This window comes from Gracilibacillus sp. HCP3S3_G5_2 (assembly GCF_052063305.1).
Lineage (GTDB): Bacteria > Bacillota > Bacilli > Bacillales > Amphibacillaceae > Gracilibacillus.
The window spans coordinates 148,460-165,347 of record NZ_JBQHXU010000009.1; the positions used below are offsets into that span (position 1 = coordinate 148,460).

The 16,888-nt window shown below is 38.3% G+C and carries 18 protein-coding genes; 4 read left to right on the forward strand and 14 right to left on the reverse strand.

Annotated elements, in window-relative coordinates; genetic code table 11:
• Positions 1-5: 5 nt before the first annotated feature.
• Complete coding sequence (locus ACTNEP_RS14495) at positions 6-647, reverse strand: pyridoxamine 5'-phosphate oxidase family protein (protein ID WP_441162741.1); 642 nt, start codon at positions 645-647, stop codon at positions 6-8.
• Positions 648-765: 118 nt separating this feature from the next.
• On the opposite strand from ACTNEP_RS14495, the gene ACTNEP_RS14500 reads away from it, so the two are divergent.
• Positions 766-906, forward strand: coding sequence for a hypothetical protein (locus ACTNEP_RS14500; RefSeq protein ID WP_441162742.1), 141 nt, complete (start codon positions 766-768; stop codon positions 904-906).
• Between the two features lie 20 nt (positions 907-926).
• Positions 927-1,172, forward strand: a complete 246-nt coding sequence (locus ACTNEP_RS14505; protein WP_441162813.1) for a hypothetical protein — start codon at positions 927-929, stop codon at positions 1,170-1,172.
• Positions 1,173-1,298: 126 nt separating this feature from the next.
• On the opposite strand, the gene ACTNEP_RS14510 is transcribed toward ACTNEP_RS14505, so the two are convergent.
• A complete protein-coding gene (locus ACTNEP_RS14510; RefSeq protein ID WP_441162743.1) occupies positions 1,299-3,959 on the reverse strand; it encodes an amidase in 2,661 nt (886 codons plus the stop codon).
• 367 nt (positions 3,960-4,326) lie between these two features.
• Between ACTNEP_RS14510 and ACTNEP_RS14515 the strand changes: the two genes are divergently transcribed.
• The gene (locus ACTNEP_RS14515; protein WP_441162744.1) at positions 4,327-5,478 is read left to right on the forward strand and encodes an oligogalacturonate lyase family protein; all 1,152 of its coding nucleotides are present in this window, start codon (positions 4,327-4,329) and stop codon (positions 5,476-5,478) included.
• 69 nt (positions 5,479-5,547) lie between these two features.
• Here the strand turns inward: ACTNEP_RS14515 and ACTNEP_RS14520 are convergent, their stop codons facing one another.
• The 3 genes from ACTNEP_RS14520 to ACTNEP_RS14530 are packed head-to-tail and all read right to left on the reverse strand — an operon-like array spanning position 5,548 to position 7,437.
• Positions 5,548-5,865, reverse strand: a complete 318-nt coding sequence (locus tag ACTNEP_RS14520; protein ID WP_441162745.1) for a hypothetical protein — start codon at positions 5,863-5,865, stop codon at positions 5,548-5,550.
• Positions 5,853-6,947, reverse strand: coding sequence for an anti-sigma factor (locus tag ACTNEP_RS14525; RefSeq protein ID WP_441162746.1), 1,095 nt, complete (start codon positions 6,945-6,947; stop codon positions 5,853-5,855). The genes ACTNEP_RS14520 and ACTNEP_RS14525 overlap by 13 nt, the downstream gene beginning before the upstream one ends.
• The gene (locus tag ACTNEP_RS14530) at positions 6,940-7,437 is read right to left on the reverse strand and encodes a sigma-70 family RNA polymerase sigma factor (RefSeq protein WP_163582895.1); all 498 of its coding nucleotides are present in this window, start codon (positions 7,435-7,437) and stop codon (positions 6,940-6,942) included. The genes ACTNEP_RS14525 and ACTNEP_RS14530 overlap by 8 nt, the downstream gene beginning before the upstream one ends.
• A gap of 387 nt (positions 7,438-7,824) precedes the next feature.
• Between ACTNEP_RS14530 and ACTNEP_RS14535 the strand changes: the two genes are divergently transcribed.
• Complete coding sequence (locus ACTNEP_RS14535) at positions 7,825-8,580, forward strand: SDR family oxidoreductase (protein ID WP_441162747.1); 756 nt, start codon at positions 7,825-7,827, stop codon at positions 8,578-8,580.
• Positions 8,581-9,099: 519 nt separating this feature from the next.
• Here the strand turns inward: ACTNEP_RS14535 and ACTNEP_RS14540 are convergent.
• The 9 genes from ACTNEP_RS14540 to ACTNEP_RS14580 all read right to left on the reverse strand — a co-directional run bounded on the left by ACTNEP_RS14540 (position 9,100) and on the right by ACTNEP_RS14580 (position 16,884).
• Complete coding sequence (locus ACTNEP_RS14540; protein WP_441162748.1) at positions 9,100-9,480, reverse strand: hypothetical protein; 381 nt, start codon at positions 9,478-9,480, stop codon at positions 9,100-9,102.
• A 216-nt stretch (positions 9,481-9,696) separates the two neighbouring features.
• Positions 9,697-9,828 (reverse strand): hypothetical protein, encoded by a 132-nt coding sequence (locus ACTNEP_RS14545; RefSeq protein WP_441162749.1) that lies wholly within the window; start codon positions 9,826-9,828, stop codon positions 9,697-9,699.
• 82 nt (positions 9,829-9,910) lie between these two features.
• Positions 9,911-10,180, reverse strand: coding sequence for a 30S ribosomal protein S14 (gene rpsN / locus ACTNEP_RS14550; RefSeq protein ID WP_441162750.1), 270 nt, complete (start codon positions 10,178-10,180; stop codon positions 9,911-9,913).
• Between the two features lie 198 nt (positions 10,181-10,378).
• Positions 10,379-11,473 carry a glycerol dehydrogenase gene (locus tag ACTNEP_RS14555; RefSeq protein ID WP_441162751.1) on the reverse strand — a complete coding sequence of 365 codons (1,095 nt, stop codon included), beginning with the start codon at positions 11,471-11,473 and terminating at the stop codon, positions 10,379-10,381.
• Between the two features lie 284 nt (positions 11,474-11,757).
• Positions 11,758-12,693, reverse strand: coding sequence for an iron-hydroxamate ABC transporter substrate-binding protein (locus ACTNEP_RS14560; RefSeq protein ID WP_441162752.1), 936 nt, complete (start codon positions 12,691-12,693; stop codon positions 11,758-11,760).
• A 27-nt stretch (positions 12,694-12,720) separates the two neighbouring features.
• Complete coding sequence (locus tag ACTNEP_RS14565; protein WP_441162753.1) at positions 12,721-13,749, reverse strand: NAD(P)/FAD-dependent oxidoreductase; 1,029 nt, start codon at positions 13,747-13,749, stop codon at positions 12,721-12,723.
• Positions 13,750-13,806: 57 nt separating this feature from the next.
• Positions 13,807-14,844, reverse strand: a complete 1,038-nt coding sequence (locus tag ACTNEP_RS14570) for a FecCD family ABC transporter permease (protein WP_441162754.1) — start codon at positions 14,842-14,844, stop codon at positions 13,807-13,809.
• Positions 14,841-15,896: a FecCD family ABC transporter permease gene (locus tag ACTNEP_RS14575; RefSeq protein WP_441162755.1), complete on the reverse strand. Its 1,056-nt coding sequence runs from the start codon at positions 15,894-15,896 to the stop codon at positions 14,841-14,843. Before ACTNEP_RS14575 ends, ACTNEP_RS14570 begins: the two co-directional genes overlap by 4 nt.
• A 181-nt stretch (positions 15,897-16,077) precedes the next feature.
• Positions 16,078-16,884, reverse strand: a complete 807-nt coding sequence (locus tag ACTNEP_RS14580; protein ID WP_441162756.1) for an ABC transporter ATP-binding protein — start codon at positions 16,882-16,884, stop codon at positions 16,078-16,080.
• Between the last annotated feature and the right edge of the window lie 4 nt (positions 16,885-16,888).

Consider the following 16,888-nt stretch of genomic DNA (forward strand, 5'->3'; position numbering starts at 1 on the left):
CCTGGTTAATACAATCTTTGGGTATAACTTTCTTCTAATCTTTTCTGAATGGATTCTACACTTATACTAGAAAGATTAGCGTGTTCAGCTATCATTTTCGCAGCAGATGGTAATAAGTCTTTATCCATCCATGAATCTGGATTCCATAGTCCTGAACGTTTAAATGCTTTTGCACAATGAATATAACATTCTTCCACCTCTACCCCGATTCCAATTAGTGGCTTTTTTCCTCTAACTGCCATCTTTTCAAGCAAGGCTTCGTCTGTTATTAACATCGCTTTCCCATTTATTCTAAGCGTCTCACCTAATCCCGGTATGAAAAAGATAAGACCTACCCTGGGATTCGTTAAAATATTTCTCATCGTATCCATTCTTTTATTTCCAGGCCGCTCGGGTATGATGAACTTCTTCTCACTTAACACCTCAACAAATCCTGCTTTATCGCCTCTAGGAGATACATCGCAAAACCCAGATTTATCAGAAGTTGATATAACCAAAAACGGGGATTTAGCGATAAACTCCAGACAATTATCATCAAGAATGGAAATTACTTTATTTTTTACTAAATCACTCGGATAGCCGATAATTGATCGCAGTTGCTCTTCTGTTTCAATAACACTCTTAAATTGATACTCTTCCCTCTTCATTTATACACCTCTAAACTAAAAGATTTAGATAACCAGTAGCCTTTTTCAAATAAAGGAGGACCTCCCTGGTCGTATCATTATTAATCTTACTTCCGGAACCCCAGATGATGCTCGTAATATGGCAAAGTGGGTAGAAGAAAGCGGGGCTAATTACTTGGACGGAGCCATCATGGCTGTACCTCCATTGATTGGTACACCTAGAGTCCTTATATTTTATGGTGGGTCACAAGAACTGCTTCAGCATTTCAACCATTTGTAGAAGAGTGGCTTAAAAATGTTATCCTACTTGGATATACAACTCATAGTGCTGGACAAATGCTTAACGAAGCCGATTACAAAACAGAAGTTTCCAATCTCCATACCAACATGTTAGTACTAGACCATACTGTGAAGGCGAGCAATGAATTAGGTATTCCTTCCGAATGGATGACCCCTTTGCAGAATAACTATCATCAATTGGTAAAGGGAGGTTATGGAACGGATAGTCCGGAGCGTATATTTGAGATAATCAGTCACCAGCAATGATCAAGTGAGAACTTACATCTCTATATTATTCTATCATGTGAAAGGGAAAATAGTTGCTTCTAATTAAAAAAACTATCTCGAAAGAGGAAAATATTCCCCTTTTGAGATAGCATCAGTTTCTTTGCTTTACTCGTTGTATTCTTCTTCTCTTAAGCCGCCAAGTTCATAGGAATGATGCACTTTCCCATTCTTGAAAGAGTGTTCCGGACGCCCTTTTTGATACGAATGTGGCGGTCTACCCTTTTCATAGGAATGAATTGGTCGCTTGCTCTGAGTGTATTTAAGAGCAGGGGCATGCGTAGTTAGCTGTTGACCATTCGTTTGTTGCTCAAGCGCATACCCTAAACCAAGTATTTCTCCATCACTCCAAGCTCGTCCGACTAATTGCATGGAGATCGAATAGCCATTTGGATTTGTACCGACTGGAACAACAACTGTAGGTAATCCAACACTAGAGGTTAAAACTCCTGTCGCCCGATCCGATGTTAATTGGTTGTTCGAACTGTCATTGTTGTACATATCACTAATAAATCCTGGATATACGACCGCATCCACATCGAATTCATCCATCCAGGCAGCAATAATATCCTTGTAGTTAGCACGATAATCTAACCATGCATCCACTTGTTCTTCCGTCATTCTGGAATTATTAAGATTACTTCTTGTATTATATGGGAGGACATCTGGTGACATCTGTACTTCATTACCATTTGCATAAGGGAAGTTCTCATGAAGTTCGATATAACGTGCCCACCCTTCTTCCAAACGGCTACCACCTGGGCTTCTTCCACCACTAGGAGGAGAAGACATTTCAACCATTGTTCCACCAGCCGCTTCGATATCAGCAAAATGGCTTATGACAGCTTCCCCTGTGCCATCATCTGTATAGGAAGAAACGAAGGAGCTTGGGATATAACCAATTCTCTTACCATTAAGTGCTTCAGCATCAAGGTGTGTTGTCCAGTCTTCTGGACGTTTTTCATCCGCAAGTACTGTTAACTCATCCTGAGGATCAGTTCCTGTCGTTGCATTTAATAAATAAGCAAGGTCGGTTACCGTACGTGCAATTGGTCCACCATAATCTTGTGCCCAGGTAAGTGGCATGATCCCACTTAAGCTAGCCATGCCGTCTGTCCCTCGGAAGGTAGTCAAGCTTGCCCCAACAGAAGGAGCATAAAGAGAGACGCCTGTCTGACTTCCCATAGCACCAGCTGCCATACTTGTTGCGACAGCTACAGCAGATCCTCCACTAGAACCGAAAGATGTTTTTGATGGGTAAAGAGCGTTCCAAACCTGCCCCCAACCACTTTCACTATATCCACCAGATCTTGCAAACTCCGACATGTTGGCTTTTCCTATTAGTACAGCCCGATTTTCTCGTAGTTTCGCTACTTGATAGGCATCGGTTTCGGGTTGCCAACCCTCAAGCGCACGTGTTCCTCCTGTCGTTGGCATATCTTTTGTATCAAATAAATCTTTTATTGCAATAGGTATACCGAGAAGTTCTCCTGTTTCTCCTTCTTTTCGTGCTTGATCAGCTGCTTTCGCCTGCTCAATTGCATCATTCGCTACATGTATAAATGCATGAAAGCCAAATGGTCCACTGTCATAGACAGCGATACGATCCAAATATGCACGTGTAATTTCTTCTGAAGTTGTAATGCCTGCTTCCATATCTGCTTGTAATTCCGCAATTGATTTATTTACCACATCATATTTTGAAGTAGTAAATGGTTCTATCTCCTGGGGAGCAGCTGGAATATCGAGAGCGGTATATTTAGAGCAAGAATCTGATTCAAAATCTGAAAGTGCACCTAGATCCCAGTTTTCCAAAGAACATATTTGCTCTCGCGATAAGTCCGTAAAATCAGGTTCCTCTGCTAATATATTTAGTTGCTCCATTGTAATAGCTTGCGAATCTGAACCCGTTGGACCGACCAATACAAAACGTGCTAAAGATTTCGTTTCCCCTGGTGCAATCGTAAAACTGTTTATGTAACCATAAAAGTTTGCTTCATGTCCACTGGTTGCCATCGGTGTTTCAAAAGGATTTCGTTCCTGATTTCCCATACCTGATATCGCACCTCTATGTGGAGCTGGCGAACCAATTACGACACCTGTTGGTCTTTCGTTTTCATTCGATGTTGCTACTAATGACCAAGCATCACTTTCTGTAATTAATGAGTCTCCGCTAGAGGTCGTCTGAATGGTTGCTTGCGTATTACCTTCACCATAACCAAGTGCTCCACCGAAGGAAACATTAACTTCAATGTCTTTTTTCGTTGTGTTTGTAAATGTATCAAAAAATCTTGTCCAATGCCCATCGTCACCTATCTTAAGATCCCGTGTAATATGAACACCACCAAGATTCACAGCCTGAGTAGAAACGAAGGTATCCTCCCCATCGAATTCCAGACCAAAACCGCGCATCATTTCACCATTAAAAAGAGGTTCCTCTTTTCCAGAGACTTGAACAAAGATGTTACCGAAGCCTTGAATAGAAGAATCACTTACACTACGAAGACTCCCTGTATCAAGACCAGGTGGAGTAGCATCATGAACCTGCCACACTGCACCATTATTTGTTGGTACGTTTGAAACAGCAGAAATCGAATTAACTGGTAAGAGCGGGTTTGGGAGAATCAATAATCCAGCCAAACTAGTTAAAAATAGAGATGTACGAATGCTCTGCTTGCTTTTGGCGTTACGATAAATTTTAGTATTTTTGATCAATTCTACCCTTGATAAAAAGTATCTACTTACTTTTTCTTTAAGATAAACTATCAAATTTACACGCTCCTTTTAGTAGATAATAGCTTCACAAAGTAGCAATAACCACTTCTCACCCTTCCTAATTTATTAAAAATAGTCCCTACTATCAGTATAAATCGAGTAAAAAGATTTGTTTTCATTATTGTTAAATCATGTAACAGGGAAATAATTCTCAGAGTTTTCTATAAATTTTTGGGGAATTTATAGAGAAGATATTGAAGTTAGTGCAAGCATAGCCAAATACTTTGAGTAAATTAACAGAATAACTTAAAATAAATTTTATGATAGTTGCTTCTTTTTGAACCACAAAATGAATACGATTACATCTAGATGAACCTTCAACTCCTAAAAAAATTTTTAAAAAAGAAAGGATTGGTAGACGATGTCCAAAAGTACAGTATGGCCGGCCGAATGGAAAGCATATGAGGATCGATATTCAGGATTGACCATTACTCAACTGACTGATTATACCGGGCACAGCCATCATCTATATTTTACAGAAAATGGTTGGTATGATAATGGGAATAAGATACTGTTTTGTTCGGATCGAGAAAATAAAACAAATTTATTCAGCGTTCATGTTTCCACCGGAGAAATCGTACAATTAACTGATCACGAAGAGATATATGGAAGTTTATCCCCTTGTTTACATCCAAATGAACGATTCGCGTACTTTAGAAAGAAACATCGAATTATCGAAATAGATTTAATTACGTTGAAAGAAAGAGTAATCTATGAGGGCGATGAGTCACTTGTAGGAGGCAATATTAACTGTACTGCGGATGGTCAATATATTATTACATGCTTACACGAGGATTTTAAAAACAAGTTTGCGATCGATTTACAAAATGGTTATGTAGGACATCGTCAATTAATGGAAGCGAGACCCTACTCGCAAATTATTAAAATAGCGATTGAAGATGGAGAATCTACCATAGTATTCGATGATTATAACTTCATCACGCATATTAACACTTCTCCTACCCATCCAAACCTAATCACGTTCTGTCATGAAGGACCATGGCATCTTGTCGATCACCGAATATGGGGGCTTGACATAGAAACGAAGAAAGTATGGAAAATTCGCGAAAGAAAGGAACCGCAAGAAATGGTAGGTCATGAATACTGGTATCCAGATGGAGAACATATCGGATATCATGGATTCAGAGAAGATGGAACGGCCTTTTTTGGGAAAACTCGTTATGACAATACAAATATAGAAGAGGTAGAGTTTTCATTCCGCAATTGGCATGCACATTCTCATGGATTTTCAAAAGTTGTAATAGATGGAAGAGCTCCGCTTGATAAGTTAATTGTCTGGGAACAGGTTGATGGTGAGTTTTCTAATCCGAAAATATTATGTGAACATCGTTGCAGCTTTCATGTACAAAAGGTACATGCACATCCACGATTTAGCCCAGATGGCACGAAATTGTTGTTTACTAGTGATAAAAATGGCTACGGGAATCTGTATTTAGTTGATTTACCAGGGAGTTTTGAGAGCTTACCAGAATTTGATGCAAATAATTATTAACTAACATAGCATTCATTTTGAAAAGTATTTTCCAAAATGAATGCTTGTTACTTTTTGGATTTTGGCAATTTATGGTTTCGTATAAGTAGCAAATTCAATGAAGCCCACCACAACCACACTTACGAAGATAAATAGAAATAAGCCGAGCGACAACCAAGCAAAAGTCTTTTTATACTTTAATCTTGTAAAACTCAATATTCCAGAAATAACCCCCAGCACAGGAACAACCAACAGGAATATATTAGAAAACAAAGGTAAACCATTTGACGTCATTAGCATCATATTAAAATAGGCTAAGGTTAATAATGCACAAATAAATGAGAATATGCTTAACCTTGTCTCTCGTAGCTTTGGTTTTTTGCTGTTACTTCGTTTTACCAATTCCATAACCGAACCTCCCCAATCGATATCGTTCGAATGGACTCGTTGTCTCTTAACTGTAAAATTTCTTTAGCAGGACCCGTAATGACTCCACCATAGGTATTCAACCCATGTTTTTCGATATAATCAATACGATAATCTAGATCTAACCATTTTGCATGTGCAATGTTAGTTGCCTGTTCTTCATATTCTTTAAGAAAAACAAGACTCTCCACAAATTGTTCATCATTTGGCTCTCTGTCATTGTATGGAGACCATGCATCCGGATCCGGCTGGGCAGGATACCCAATTGGAGCTAAATAGCCTCCATCAAGACTTTTTCCTGATGCCTCTAAACCCGTGTCAATAGCATACCATCTCCATTCCACATCAACACCTTCTGTGACTTCTTTGGCATTTTCAGGTTGGATTAACTCATCCAATGATACATATACTTCAGCAACTGTTCCTTCCGGGAGCATTTCTAATCTATTCCATGCAGCCATATCTCGATTGGTTATGGCTGCTTCTGGATGATAGAGTTTTTTCGTATCATAATAAGGAATATCTTCTGGCGGATTTTCTGATATATAATTTCTCTGAGGGAATTCGGCATCATCATATTGATAAGTTACTTCCCAATCACCTTGTTTGATATCACTTTTTCCTACCCTTTTATATAAATCCATTGTAACTTCAAATGTAAATAACCCAAACGTTCTCTCGATATCCATTTCTTCTAAACTGACGTTTGGTTCTGTTATATAAACGGTTTGAATCGGAACTTGGATAAGGTCTTCTGCCTTTTGATTCCATGCATAGTAAATATAACTAGCTAGTGTGAGAATCGGATAAATTAACAAAAGAATCATAATAACATATGCCGCTAAGGAAAACGTTGCATTTCGCATGCTATTCTTGAGAATCTTATTCACTTTTTCAGGTGGTAGGTCATCAGGCTGGTACTCAGCTTCAGCATCTAATTCCTCTGAGATAACTTCTTGATAAGCATTTAATTTTTCTAGATCTCTTTCGACTTCTTCCGCTTCTTCCTCTGTGAGATTTCCTTCATAATATTTTTGTAATTTATTCTTCCATTCATCACTCATTCTCGACACTCCCTTTCCTATAGAGCTGTCTAAGTTTCCCTCTTCCTCTAAAGATATGGGTTTTTAATGTATTTTCTTTTATGGCTAGAATTGAAGCTGCTTCTTTATAAGAAAATCCTTGTAAGTCACACAATACTATCGCTTTTTTCTGTATCGGCTTTAATTGCTCTAGCTTCCAATACAATTCCTCTTTGTCGGTATTTTTTTGCCATTCCGTTTCTACAGTATTGTCGGATGAAAAAGTTATAAAATAATCTGGTGGTTGATAATCCATTTTTCTCATTCGCCTCTTATAGTCAATAAAGGTATGGTAAGCTATTTTTATTAGCCACGATTTAAGAGCCTTTGGTGGACTGCTATCTAGCGCTTGGTATGCTTTCATAAATGTATCTTGTGTTAAATCCTCTGCTAGACTCTTTTCCTTACAAAGGGAGAGAAGATATCTATAGACATCATGGATATATAATTTATATAGTTGTTGAATATCCAATTCTTCTCCCCCCTTCACTAAACAAACGGATATTAAAGCTTTAAAGTTGCACTTTTTTTCATTTTTTCTCTGATACTATGGAATTTGTATTGTTTTTTTAGCTGAACATATATAAGATAAAGATAGAGATGTATCGAAAGGGGAATTCTTCTACATGTGTCCAATTCTGTAATGCATAATTTATCAAAATAAATAGCTACTTACCTCGAACGTTAAAGGGATAAGTATGTCTATTTGTTTGAATAATTATCATTACAGGGATGCGTGGTATGGAGGTATAAATATCCATTGACTAGGCAGATCCCATGTGGATCTGCTTTTCTTATATGAGAAGATACATCTCTATTACCCCTTTATCAAGTGTCCTATCAATCGGGGGTATATAACATGAATCATTGTCAAAATAAAATTGCATTAATTACAGGAGCCAGCAACGACAGAGATATGGGGACAGCTATCTGTCGTAAGCTAGCTGCTGAAGGTATCGATATTTTCTTTACGTACTGGAAAGCAAATGCCGATTGGGAGAAAACATTTCAAGAAGAGGTCAGAGAAATGGATGTGCGTTGCGACAGTTTGGAAATAGACTTATCTCATGCAAATGCAGCTATTGAAATACTTGATACAGTTACCGCTACGGTTGGTTTACCATCGATATTGGTAAACAATGCGGCCCATTCAACAAGGGACGGTTATATACAATTAGATGCCAAAACGCTTGATGACCATTATGTAGTCAATATGCGATCAACTTTTCTCCTTTGTGTTCAATTTGCTCGTCTGTTTGAAAAATCAAAATTAGATGCTGGACGAATCATTAACATGACCTCTGGCCAAGATCTCGGCCCTATGACTGGAGAGTTAGCCTATGCAGCAACCAAAGGTGCCATTTCCAGCTTTACCAGGTCGTTGTCACAGGAACTTGCACCACTAGGAATAACGGTTAATGCTGTTAATCCAGGGCCAACTGATTCAACTTGGATGACAGATGAAATAAGAAATTCACTTTTACCTAAGTTTCCTATGGGGCGAATTGGTAGACCAGAAGATGTGGCTTGTATTATTAGATTTCTTGCAAGTGATGAAGCTACATGGATAACGGGACAGGTTATAAATTCTGAAGGTGGGTTTATTAGAGGTTAATGAAAGAGTCTATATTGATGAACGGTTGTAGATCACTATTGGTATAGCCATAATGTTCTAATTGCTTCATTAAATTCAATAAGACAAAAGTATCCATTCCGAAAAATTCGAAATGGATGCTTTTCATTTATCTTCAGAATAATACTTCTTTATTATTAGAAAGCCTGTCGAATATCTCTTTTAGACTTACCATTCATGCTAATAGAGTAATCAATAGATCGACTTCATATGAGGGATGGCGCTTACGTATATCGAAAACGTATTAGTGTTTTATCAATACCTTTTCATAAAAAGTTTAGTATTAATTAGGGTTGTTTCATTATGGACATGTGTTTAATTAAAAACACCTTACAAACCTACGCTTTTAGATAAATAAGAAAACCCAGTTTTAAATAAAGATTGGGCAAAATGGTTTCTTTTTCAATAGGCTTCTATTTGTTTTTCATAAAAAAGTTTGATCATTTTCCACCTAAGTTACTCAACAATTGCCCCCCATTTGGTGTTTATTTATATGCGCCTTTATTCTCCAAATGGAAGTCGGGGTTTTTCGTCCTCATAAATAGAATATCCCCATTCTCCATTGTCCATTTTGGTGCATTGGTCGTCAAAGCACGTGAAAATATAGGTTTGTTTGTCCGTCCTGACGCTCACGCTGAAATAATAGGGAAAGACGCCGCCTTTGTTCTTATCGATCCCTGTATCAATAGCGATGATATTTTCTTTCTTCGCTATCTTTTCATAATCCTCGCTTTCAATTGTCTTTTGAACCATTTCGCTTAAAATGATTTGCTCATCAGGGGACGGGTCATACCACTGATCGACCAATAGCCACTTTCCCAAGATAAACAAATTCACAGCAATACTGAGCGTCAGCAGAACCAAAACGATTTTAAATTTCAAGTACTCTCCCCCTCTTTTGAATCTCTTTAATTCAACAATCTGGCCTGATTGCGGTATACTTTTACCACAAGAGAACCCTAGACAAGCATATCCAAGGAGGGGGAACGGTGCAACTTTTTTATAAACGGTACATCTTTATTTTTAAATTTACAACAAGTGCACTATTCAATATATTTTTAAACTTCTAATTTTTTTATAAATTTTTCCGAATTGAACTTATAATTGTTTTTTCATACAACCATTCTTCATCTCAACCATATTTTCTTCTGTTCTCACAAAGCCGCCTTCCTTCACAAGCTTTGCTTCCACATTAATTTCGCTTACCGGAATAGTTTGTTCATTTGGCAAAACCCATTTCCTCCTTAGTTATAAGTACTTCCTGACAGTATAAAAATAAAACAGGGACAAAACATGACGTCATGCCCCTGTATTACCAACTGGATTTTTTTACACCTGGTATTTGCCCTTTATGAGCATATTCTCTAAAGGCAATTCGTGACATGTTGAATTTTCGCATGTAGCCACGTGGTCTGCCTGTGATTTCGCATCGATTTTTCAAACGCGTGGGAGAAGAGTCTCGTGGTAATTTACGAAGTGCTTCATAATCTCCTTTTTCCTTAAGCTCTCTTCTGATAGCTGCATACTGTTCAACCATTTGCTGACGTTTTTTCTCTTTTGCCATTTTAGATTTTTTAGCCATCTTCTCCTTGCTCCTTTCTCTTTTAAATTTCTATTGTATGATAACTTTACAATCATCAAATCGTAATGATTACGGAATACAAGCTATTATAGTACACTTTAAACTAAATGTAAATAGTAATGATTACGATTTAAGTCTATTTACTACAAAAAATCGATATCCTTATAGGATACCGATTTTAACAGGTTACTCTTTCACTTATTCGCTATTGGTAAGTCGATCAACAGCTAGTATCGCATTAGCGACATCTTTTGCTGTAATATCTTTTGACAAATTACCCATTGTCTCTTCTTCTTTTGTAGCAGCCTCTCCAACTTTTAAAAGTTCTTCATATGATACTTTATCTAAATGCATCTCTTTCAATGTAGTTGGCAGTTCAAGCTGACGGTAAAAGTTTATATATTTTACTAATTCTTCTTCAGGGTGTAGTTCCAGCAATAGTTGAACAAGTGTACCATAAGCAACTTTTTCTCCATGTGTAAGGTGATGGATATCACCTTTAAGAACCGTAAACCCGTTGTGAATGGCATGTGCTGCAGCTAAACCACCACTCTCAAAACCAAGACCAGATAATAAGGTATTTGCTTCTACTACCGCCTCTACATGTTTGGTAACAATACCCTTTTGAACTGCTTTATAAGCTGGGATGCCATAGGCAAATATTGTTTCCTCACACGTTTTAGCAATTGCTTTAGCTGCAATACTTGTCTTACCTCCAGCCATAGCTGTTCCATTACTTTTTATAGTCGCTCTAGCTTCAACCCATGTAGCCATTGCATCGGCAATACCCGATGCAAATAAGCGCGCAGGTGCCTTGGCAACAACATCTGTATCTACTAAAACTAAATCCGGATTTTTTTGATAAAATTTATACGATTCAAACACACCTTCATCACTATATAAAACAGATAATGCACTTGTTGGAGCATCCGTTGAGGCTGTAGTTGGTACAATGACCACGCCAGTATTTAGCTCGTCAGCAGTAGCCTTAGCAGTATCTAACGTTTTTCCACCACCTACACCAATCACTAAATCTACTTGATTGTCCTTACCTTCTTGAGCAATTCGATTGATTTCATTGATGGACGCCTCCCCATTGAATTCAACGAAATGAAAAGGGATCTCCTCTTCGTCCAAACTTTTATTTATTATCTCCCCCGTAATATCCCATACAACCTTATCAGAGATAACAAGTGGTTTTTCCGTCATAGCTCTCACGTTACTTCCAATAGTATTCAATGCACCTTTTCCCTGAACATATTTACTTGGTGAAATAAAAATAACGTTTGACATATAAATCAACTCCTTTGACTCATATATTACACATATACTTTCACATTTATTCACACAGTTTGTGAAACCATTCACAAACTGTGAATTGAAAGAAGTTTTATAGTGGCAATCTTCTACAAGAGGAAAGAAATTTTTTGCTGTTAGAGGATATCCCTCTCCAATCAAAATTAATTACTAGACGCAAAAAGGCATTCCTGCTCATGAGCAGAGAAGCCTTTTATTAATCCAGCTTTTCACCAAAGTCTTTATCATATCCTTTTAAGCTACAGTCCTTCTTATGATTATTATTCACCGAGAAAACTTTTTTCAAACATATCTGTTAAATAATCCAATGTGATCGGATCGCTATACGTCGATGCAGCCTGATCAATTTCGATAACACGATTATTCTTCACAGCGGGAATGTTGTTCCACGTTTCACTGTTCATAAACTCATTGTCCTCAGACGTTTTTTTACTTATGACAATAAAGTCTCCAGCATACTCAGGCAGTGCTTCTAATGATAGCGTATGATATCCCAGTTCCAGCGCATCCTCCGCTACTTTTTCCGGCATGTTCAAATCCATCGCTTGGTATAAAACTTCTGTTCCTCTTGCCCAATTATCGCCAAACACATAGAAGTTTTTTGCATCCACTTCAAACACAGTCACTGTTACCTCTTCACCATATTCCGCTTTAATCTTATCGCCAATCTTTTCGGTGCGCTGCTCGAAATCCGTGACCCACTCCTGAGCTTCTTCCTCTTTGTTCAAAAGCTTCCCTATCTCTACTTGCTGAGCCAAATAGTCGAGCTCACCCCAAGTGTAGATGACGGTTGGGGCAATTTTCTGCAATTCATCTAAGTTTTCCATATGTGAGCCTGCTATAATAAGATCTGGATTTTGTGCCATCACGGTTTCAGGTTCATTTTCTGAGACAACAGCAACATCTTCGAGATCATCTGCAAAAAGTGGATTGGATTTTGTCCATTGATCCACACCAACAAGCTCCCCGTCTAACGCATGTACATTTGGGGCATTAGTCAAGGCAACAACTCGTTTTGGATCGGCAGGGATTTCTACCGGACCAGTCTCTGCTTCATATGTAACAGTTTCTGATAATTCCGTATCACTTTCCTCTTGAGATGCCTCTGGCTCACTACTGGTCTCGCTTCCACAAGCACTCAATAGCAGGATACCCAAGATAAAGATGGTCATTATTAAGTAATGTTTGCTATTCATATTTTGTACAATCCTTTCTAAATAGGTTTATTCCGAATATAAATATTCTTTATTTTTTTCTTTGAAACGCACGTTATGAGAGGACACCATTGCTACTTTTTGAGCTTTTGGATCTATATAGCGTTTTGCACTGTTAACAGCGTTGGCAGCATCTTGAAATGCGCCGGCAATAAGGTGTAATTTACCCTCATGAGACAAAATATCCCCCGCACCATATAACCCAGGAATATTCGATTCTCCAAACGCGTTTCCCTTGATAAAATAATTATCCTGCAAATCAATTTGCAAGCCACATGTTGTCATTAATTGATGATGACGATGGTAGCCATGATTAACAAGAACTGCGTCAACAAAAAGGCTATCTGTCTTGTTCGTTAGATGATGAAGTAACTTCACTTCATTAATCTTTTGATCACCTAGTAGTGCTGTTATCTCTGTATTTGGCAGGTACTTGATGTTATTTACCATTAATTTAGAAATGTCTGACTCATGAGCCTTCAAATCATCTCCTCGATAGATTAATATCACTTGTTTCGCAACAGGAGCTAATTCATTAGCCCAATCAACTGCAGACGAGCCTCCACCTGATATTAAAACCGTCTTATCCTGAAAATCTTTTATCGATTTCACATGGTAATAGAGATTGCTATTCTCATAGTTAGATGCATTTTCTATGTCAAGCTTAATCGGATCAATTATCCCTCCACCAACTGCCATAATGATTGTTTTAGAATAATGCTTCTTTTGATTATCTGTTTCTAATTCAAAGGTATCTGTATCAAGCTTGCTAATTTTAGTTATTGTCTGTTCCATTTCCAGAGTAGGATCAAATGTAAGACCTTGTTCTATCATTTGTTTAATAAAATCAGAACCTGAGGTAGGCGTCATTCCGCCAACATCCCAAATCATTTTTTCGGGATAAACTTGGACTTTCCCACCCAACTCTGACTGTGCTTCGACCACTTTCACTTTCATCTCCCGTAGACCAGCATAAAAAGCAGCAAACAAACCCGCCGGTCCTCCGCCGATGATCGTCACATCATATAATTCTTCCATTGCACAACCACTCCTCTCTTTTTTTGGATAATTAATTTATCTTATTAAAAAAAGTTTTTAATCTTTTGTTTTCGCCAGCAAATATAAGAAGTATGGTGCTCCAATTACAGCAACAATGATACCTGCAGGAATTTCAGACGGCTGCATCATCCATCGTCCCAACGTATCTGCAATGAGTAGCAATAATCCACCAACCATTGCAGAAATCGGAATAATGTATTCATGTTTATCTCCAACTAATCGTCGGGTGAGATGGGGAGCTATTAAACCGACAAAACCGATACCGCCACTTACTGACACACAAGCTGCAGCGACAATAACTGCTAATACTAGTAAAATCCGTCTTTCCTTCTCCATATGCGCACCTAAACCGATAGCTGTTTCATCACCAAGAGTTAATATGTTAAGAACAGAAGATTTGGAATAAATCAACGGAATAAATACAAGTAACCACGGCAATAACGCAAGGACAAATTTCCAATTTGAACCCCAAATACTACCTGCTAACCAAGTAGCTAAAAATTGATAGTTGTCTGGATCGAGTCTTAATGTCAAAATAATCATTAATGCATCAATTCCGGCTGCAATCGCAATACCAGTAAGTATTAGACGAATCGGCGCAATTCCTTCATAACGTTTATAGGACAAGATATAAATGAATAGTGCCACTCCACCAGCACCAATAAATGCGATTATTGGCATCAAAAATACCGGAGCATCTGTTACAGTCGCAAAAAATGAAATGAATAACATAACCGCCAGTCCTGCTCCTGCATTAATTCCAATGATGCCAGGTTCCGCTAGTGGATTACGAACAATCCCTTGCAATACCGCCCCAGATACCGCCAAACCCATACCTACTAAAATAGCGATTACCATACGAGGTAAGCGAAAATCAAATAAAATTAACGATTGTTGTTCTGTACCTTGACCGAGTAGAGTAATAAGTGTTTCTTCAGGTGATAGTCGAATATGACCAGTATTCAAACTAATAAAGAAACATACAGTTATCATGACAAAAATGAGCAAAGCGGTTAATTTTACTTGTCTTTCCTTTTTTAATTGGCTTTCCGTTTTCCATTGTTTGCTTCTCATACATGCCCGCCCCCTTTTCTCGCTAAATACAAGAAGAAGGGTACGCCCAACAATGCGATTAGGGCACCAATTGGTGTTTCATAAGGTGGATTGATGATTCTTGCTATTAAATCAGCCAATACAACAAGGAGCGCTCCTAACATTGCCGAAGCAGGTATAATCCACCGGTAATCATGCCCTACTAAACGACGAGCAAGATGAGGTACGATTAACCCAACAAAACTAACAGCCCCAACTACCGAAACGGCCACTCCTGCTAAAATTAAAATGAGCAAAGCACACAATAACTTGACTCGTCCCAATTTCTCACCAAGGCCAATTGCTACTTCTTCACCAAGACTCAAAATGGTAATCGCTCGTGATAAAACAAATGCTCCTAGTAAACTTAGACATAACCATGGTGTCACCACTTTCAAATGTCCCCAGGTCGTACCTGATACACCTCCGGCATACCAGAAAGCTAAATCTTGGCCAATTTCGAAGTACAGTGCTATTCCTTCACTTAATGCACCTAATAAGGCACTAACAGCAGCTCCTGCCAATACTAAACGAATTGGTGTTAACCCATTTTCTGATAAAGAGCCAACGCCATATACAATCCCCGCTCCTAATGCGGCTCCTAAAAAGGAGAATAATATGACGTATGAATAGGATAAGCCTGGAAAAAAAGCAAAGCATAAAGCCAACATGAAAGCGGCTCCCGCATTTAATCCCAGCAAACCAGAATCAGCTAAAGGATTTCTTGTCATCCCTTGCATCAATGCGCCAGCCACCGCAAAACAACTGCCAACAATTGCCGCTCCAATGACACGAGGTATCCTTAGTTCCCAGATAATTTGATGAGCTACTAAAGCAGGATTGAAATGAAATATCGTTCCCCAAACTGTTTTTAGATCGATATCTGCTGCTCCTAGCGATATCGACAGTGCCAACGAAAAAATGAGCAACAACATTCCAACAGTTAGTATCAATATGCCAACTGTCGGACGAGCCGTCTCTTTCACTCTTTTTAATTGTTCTTTTTCGTCCATTTGACCCTTCGACCATTCCATCTATTGACAGTTCCTTTCTTTTATCACAGTGCTGTAAGCCCCGTACTTCAATCTTCAAATAATACAAGGAAACTAAAGGGTTAACTGACGCTAACACCTTGATAAGTTTCGCTAATGATTAATGGGGGCAAACCCACTGGTTACAGTCTCACTTTATACAAAGAAAAAAGAATCATACTATCTAACTTTTGCATCCAGCACTATGATCACATAACTGATAGGATAAACAGACTGGTTTGGCACTGTGCGGACATGAAATTAGTTCTGCATCAATCTGAAAAATTGCTCTTAAATAATCGCAAGTCATAACTTCGTTTGGTGTTCCTTCTGTTACAATTGCTCCATCCCGCATGGCTATCATATAATCAGAAAAACGTGATGCATGATTCAAGTCATGGAGAACCATAATAATAGTACGCCCTTCCTCTTCGTTTAAACGTTGTAATAATAATAAAATATCTAATTGATGAGCTAAGTCTAAATAGGTAGTCGGCTCATCGAGCACCAGAATATCTGTCCCTTGCGCCAATGCCATTGCAATCCACACTCTTTGCCTCTGTCCTCCAGATAAAGCATTGGCTGGTTGATCTCGTAAATCATTCAAACCGGTTACATCCAGTGCCCAATGAATATATTCATAATCTTGTTTTGATAATCTCCCCATCTGCTTACGATGAGGAAAACGCCCATAAGATACTAGTTCAAATACAGTCAATCCGTTAGGTGCTTGTGCTGTTTGGGGTAAAACCGCCATTCGTTTGGCAACCTCTTTCGTGTCTAAAGTATGGATCGCTTTGCCCTCGAGCAAAACAGCTCCCTCTTTTGCTTGCAAAACACGTACAATGGTCTTTAACAACGTCGATTTACCACATCCATTAGGTCCGACAATAGTGGTGATCTTGTGTTTAGGAATAGAGACACTTAAATCTTTAATAATTAGGGCATTTGAATAACCTACACTTATTTTGTTGACATCTAAAGCATTCATGTTA

Bases quoted from the DNA above. Each gene is read 5' to 3' on its own strand.
- rpsN (WP_441162750.1), bottom strand. From the start codon at position 10,180: ATGGCTAAAAAATCTAAAATGGCAAAAGAGAAAAAACGTCAGCAAATG.
- ACTNEP_RS14560 (WP_441162752.1), bottom strand. From the start codon at position 12,693: ATGAATAGCAAACATTACTTAATAATGACCATCTTTATCTTGGGTATC.
- ACTNEP_RS14555 (WP_441162751.1), bottom strand. From the start codon at position 11,473: ATGTCAAACGTTATTTTTATTTCACCAAGTAAATATGTTCAGGGAAAA.
- ACTNEP_RS14520 (WP_441162745.1), bottom strand. From the start codon at position 5,865: ATGGAATTGGTAAAACGAAGTAACAGCAAAAAACCAAAGCTACGAGAG.
- ACTNEP_RS14515 (WP_441162744.1), top strand. From the start codon at position 4,327: ATGTCCAAAAGTACAGTATGGCCGGCCGAATGGAAAGCATATGAGGAT.
- ACTNEP_RS14570 (WP_441162754.1), bottom strand. From the start codon at position 14,844: ATGAGAAGCAAACAATGGAAAACGGAAAGCCAATTAAAAAAGGAAAGA.
- ACTNEP_RS14580 (WP_441162756.1), bottom strand. From the start codon at position 16,884: ATGAATGCTTTAGATGTCAACAAAATAAGTGTAGGTTATTCAAATGCC.
- ACTNEP_RS14565 (WP_441162753.1), bottom strand. From the start codon at position 13,749: ATGGAAGAATTATATGATGTGACGATCATCGGCGGAGGACCGGCGGGT.
- ACTNEP_RS14575 (WP_441162755.1), bottom strand. From the start codon at position 15,896: ATGGAATGGTCGAAGGGTCAAATGGACGAAAAAGAACAATTAAAAAGA.
- ACTNEP_RS14495 (WP_441162741.1), bottom strand. From the start codon at position 647: ATGAAGAGGGAAGAGTATCAATTTAAGAGTGTTATTGAAACAGAAGAG.
- ACTNEP_RS14535 (WP_441162747.1), top strand. From the start codon at position 7,825: ATGAATCATTGTCAAAATAAAATTGCATTAATTACAGGAGCCAGCAAC.
- ACTNEP_RS14525 (WP_441162746.1), bottom strand. From the start codon at position 6,947: ATGAGTGATGAATGGAAGAATAAATTACAAAAATATTATGAAGGAAAT.
- ACTNEP_RS14500 (WP_441162742.1), top strand. From the start codon at position 766: ATGGCAAAGTGGGTAGAAGAAAGCGGGGCTAATTACTTGGACGGAGCC.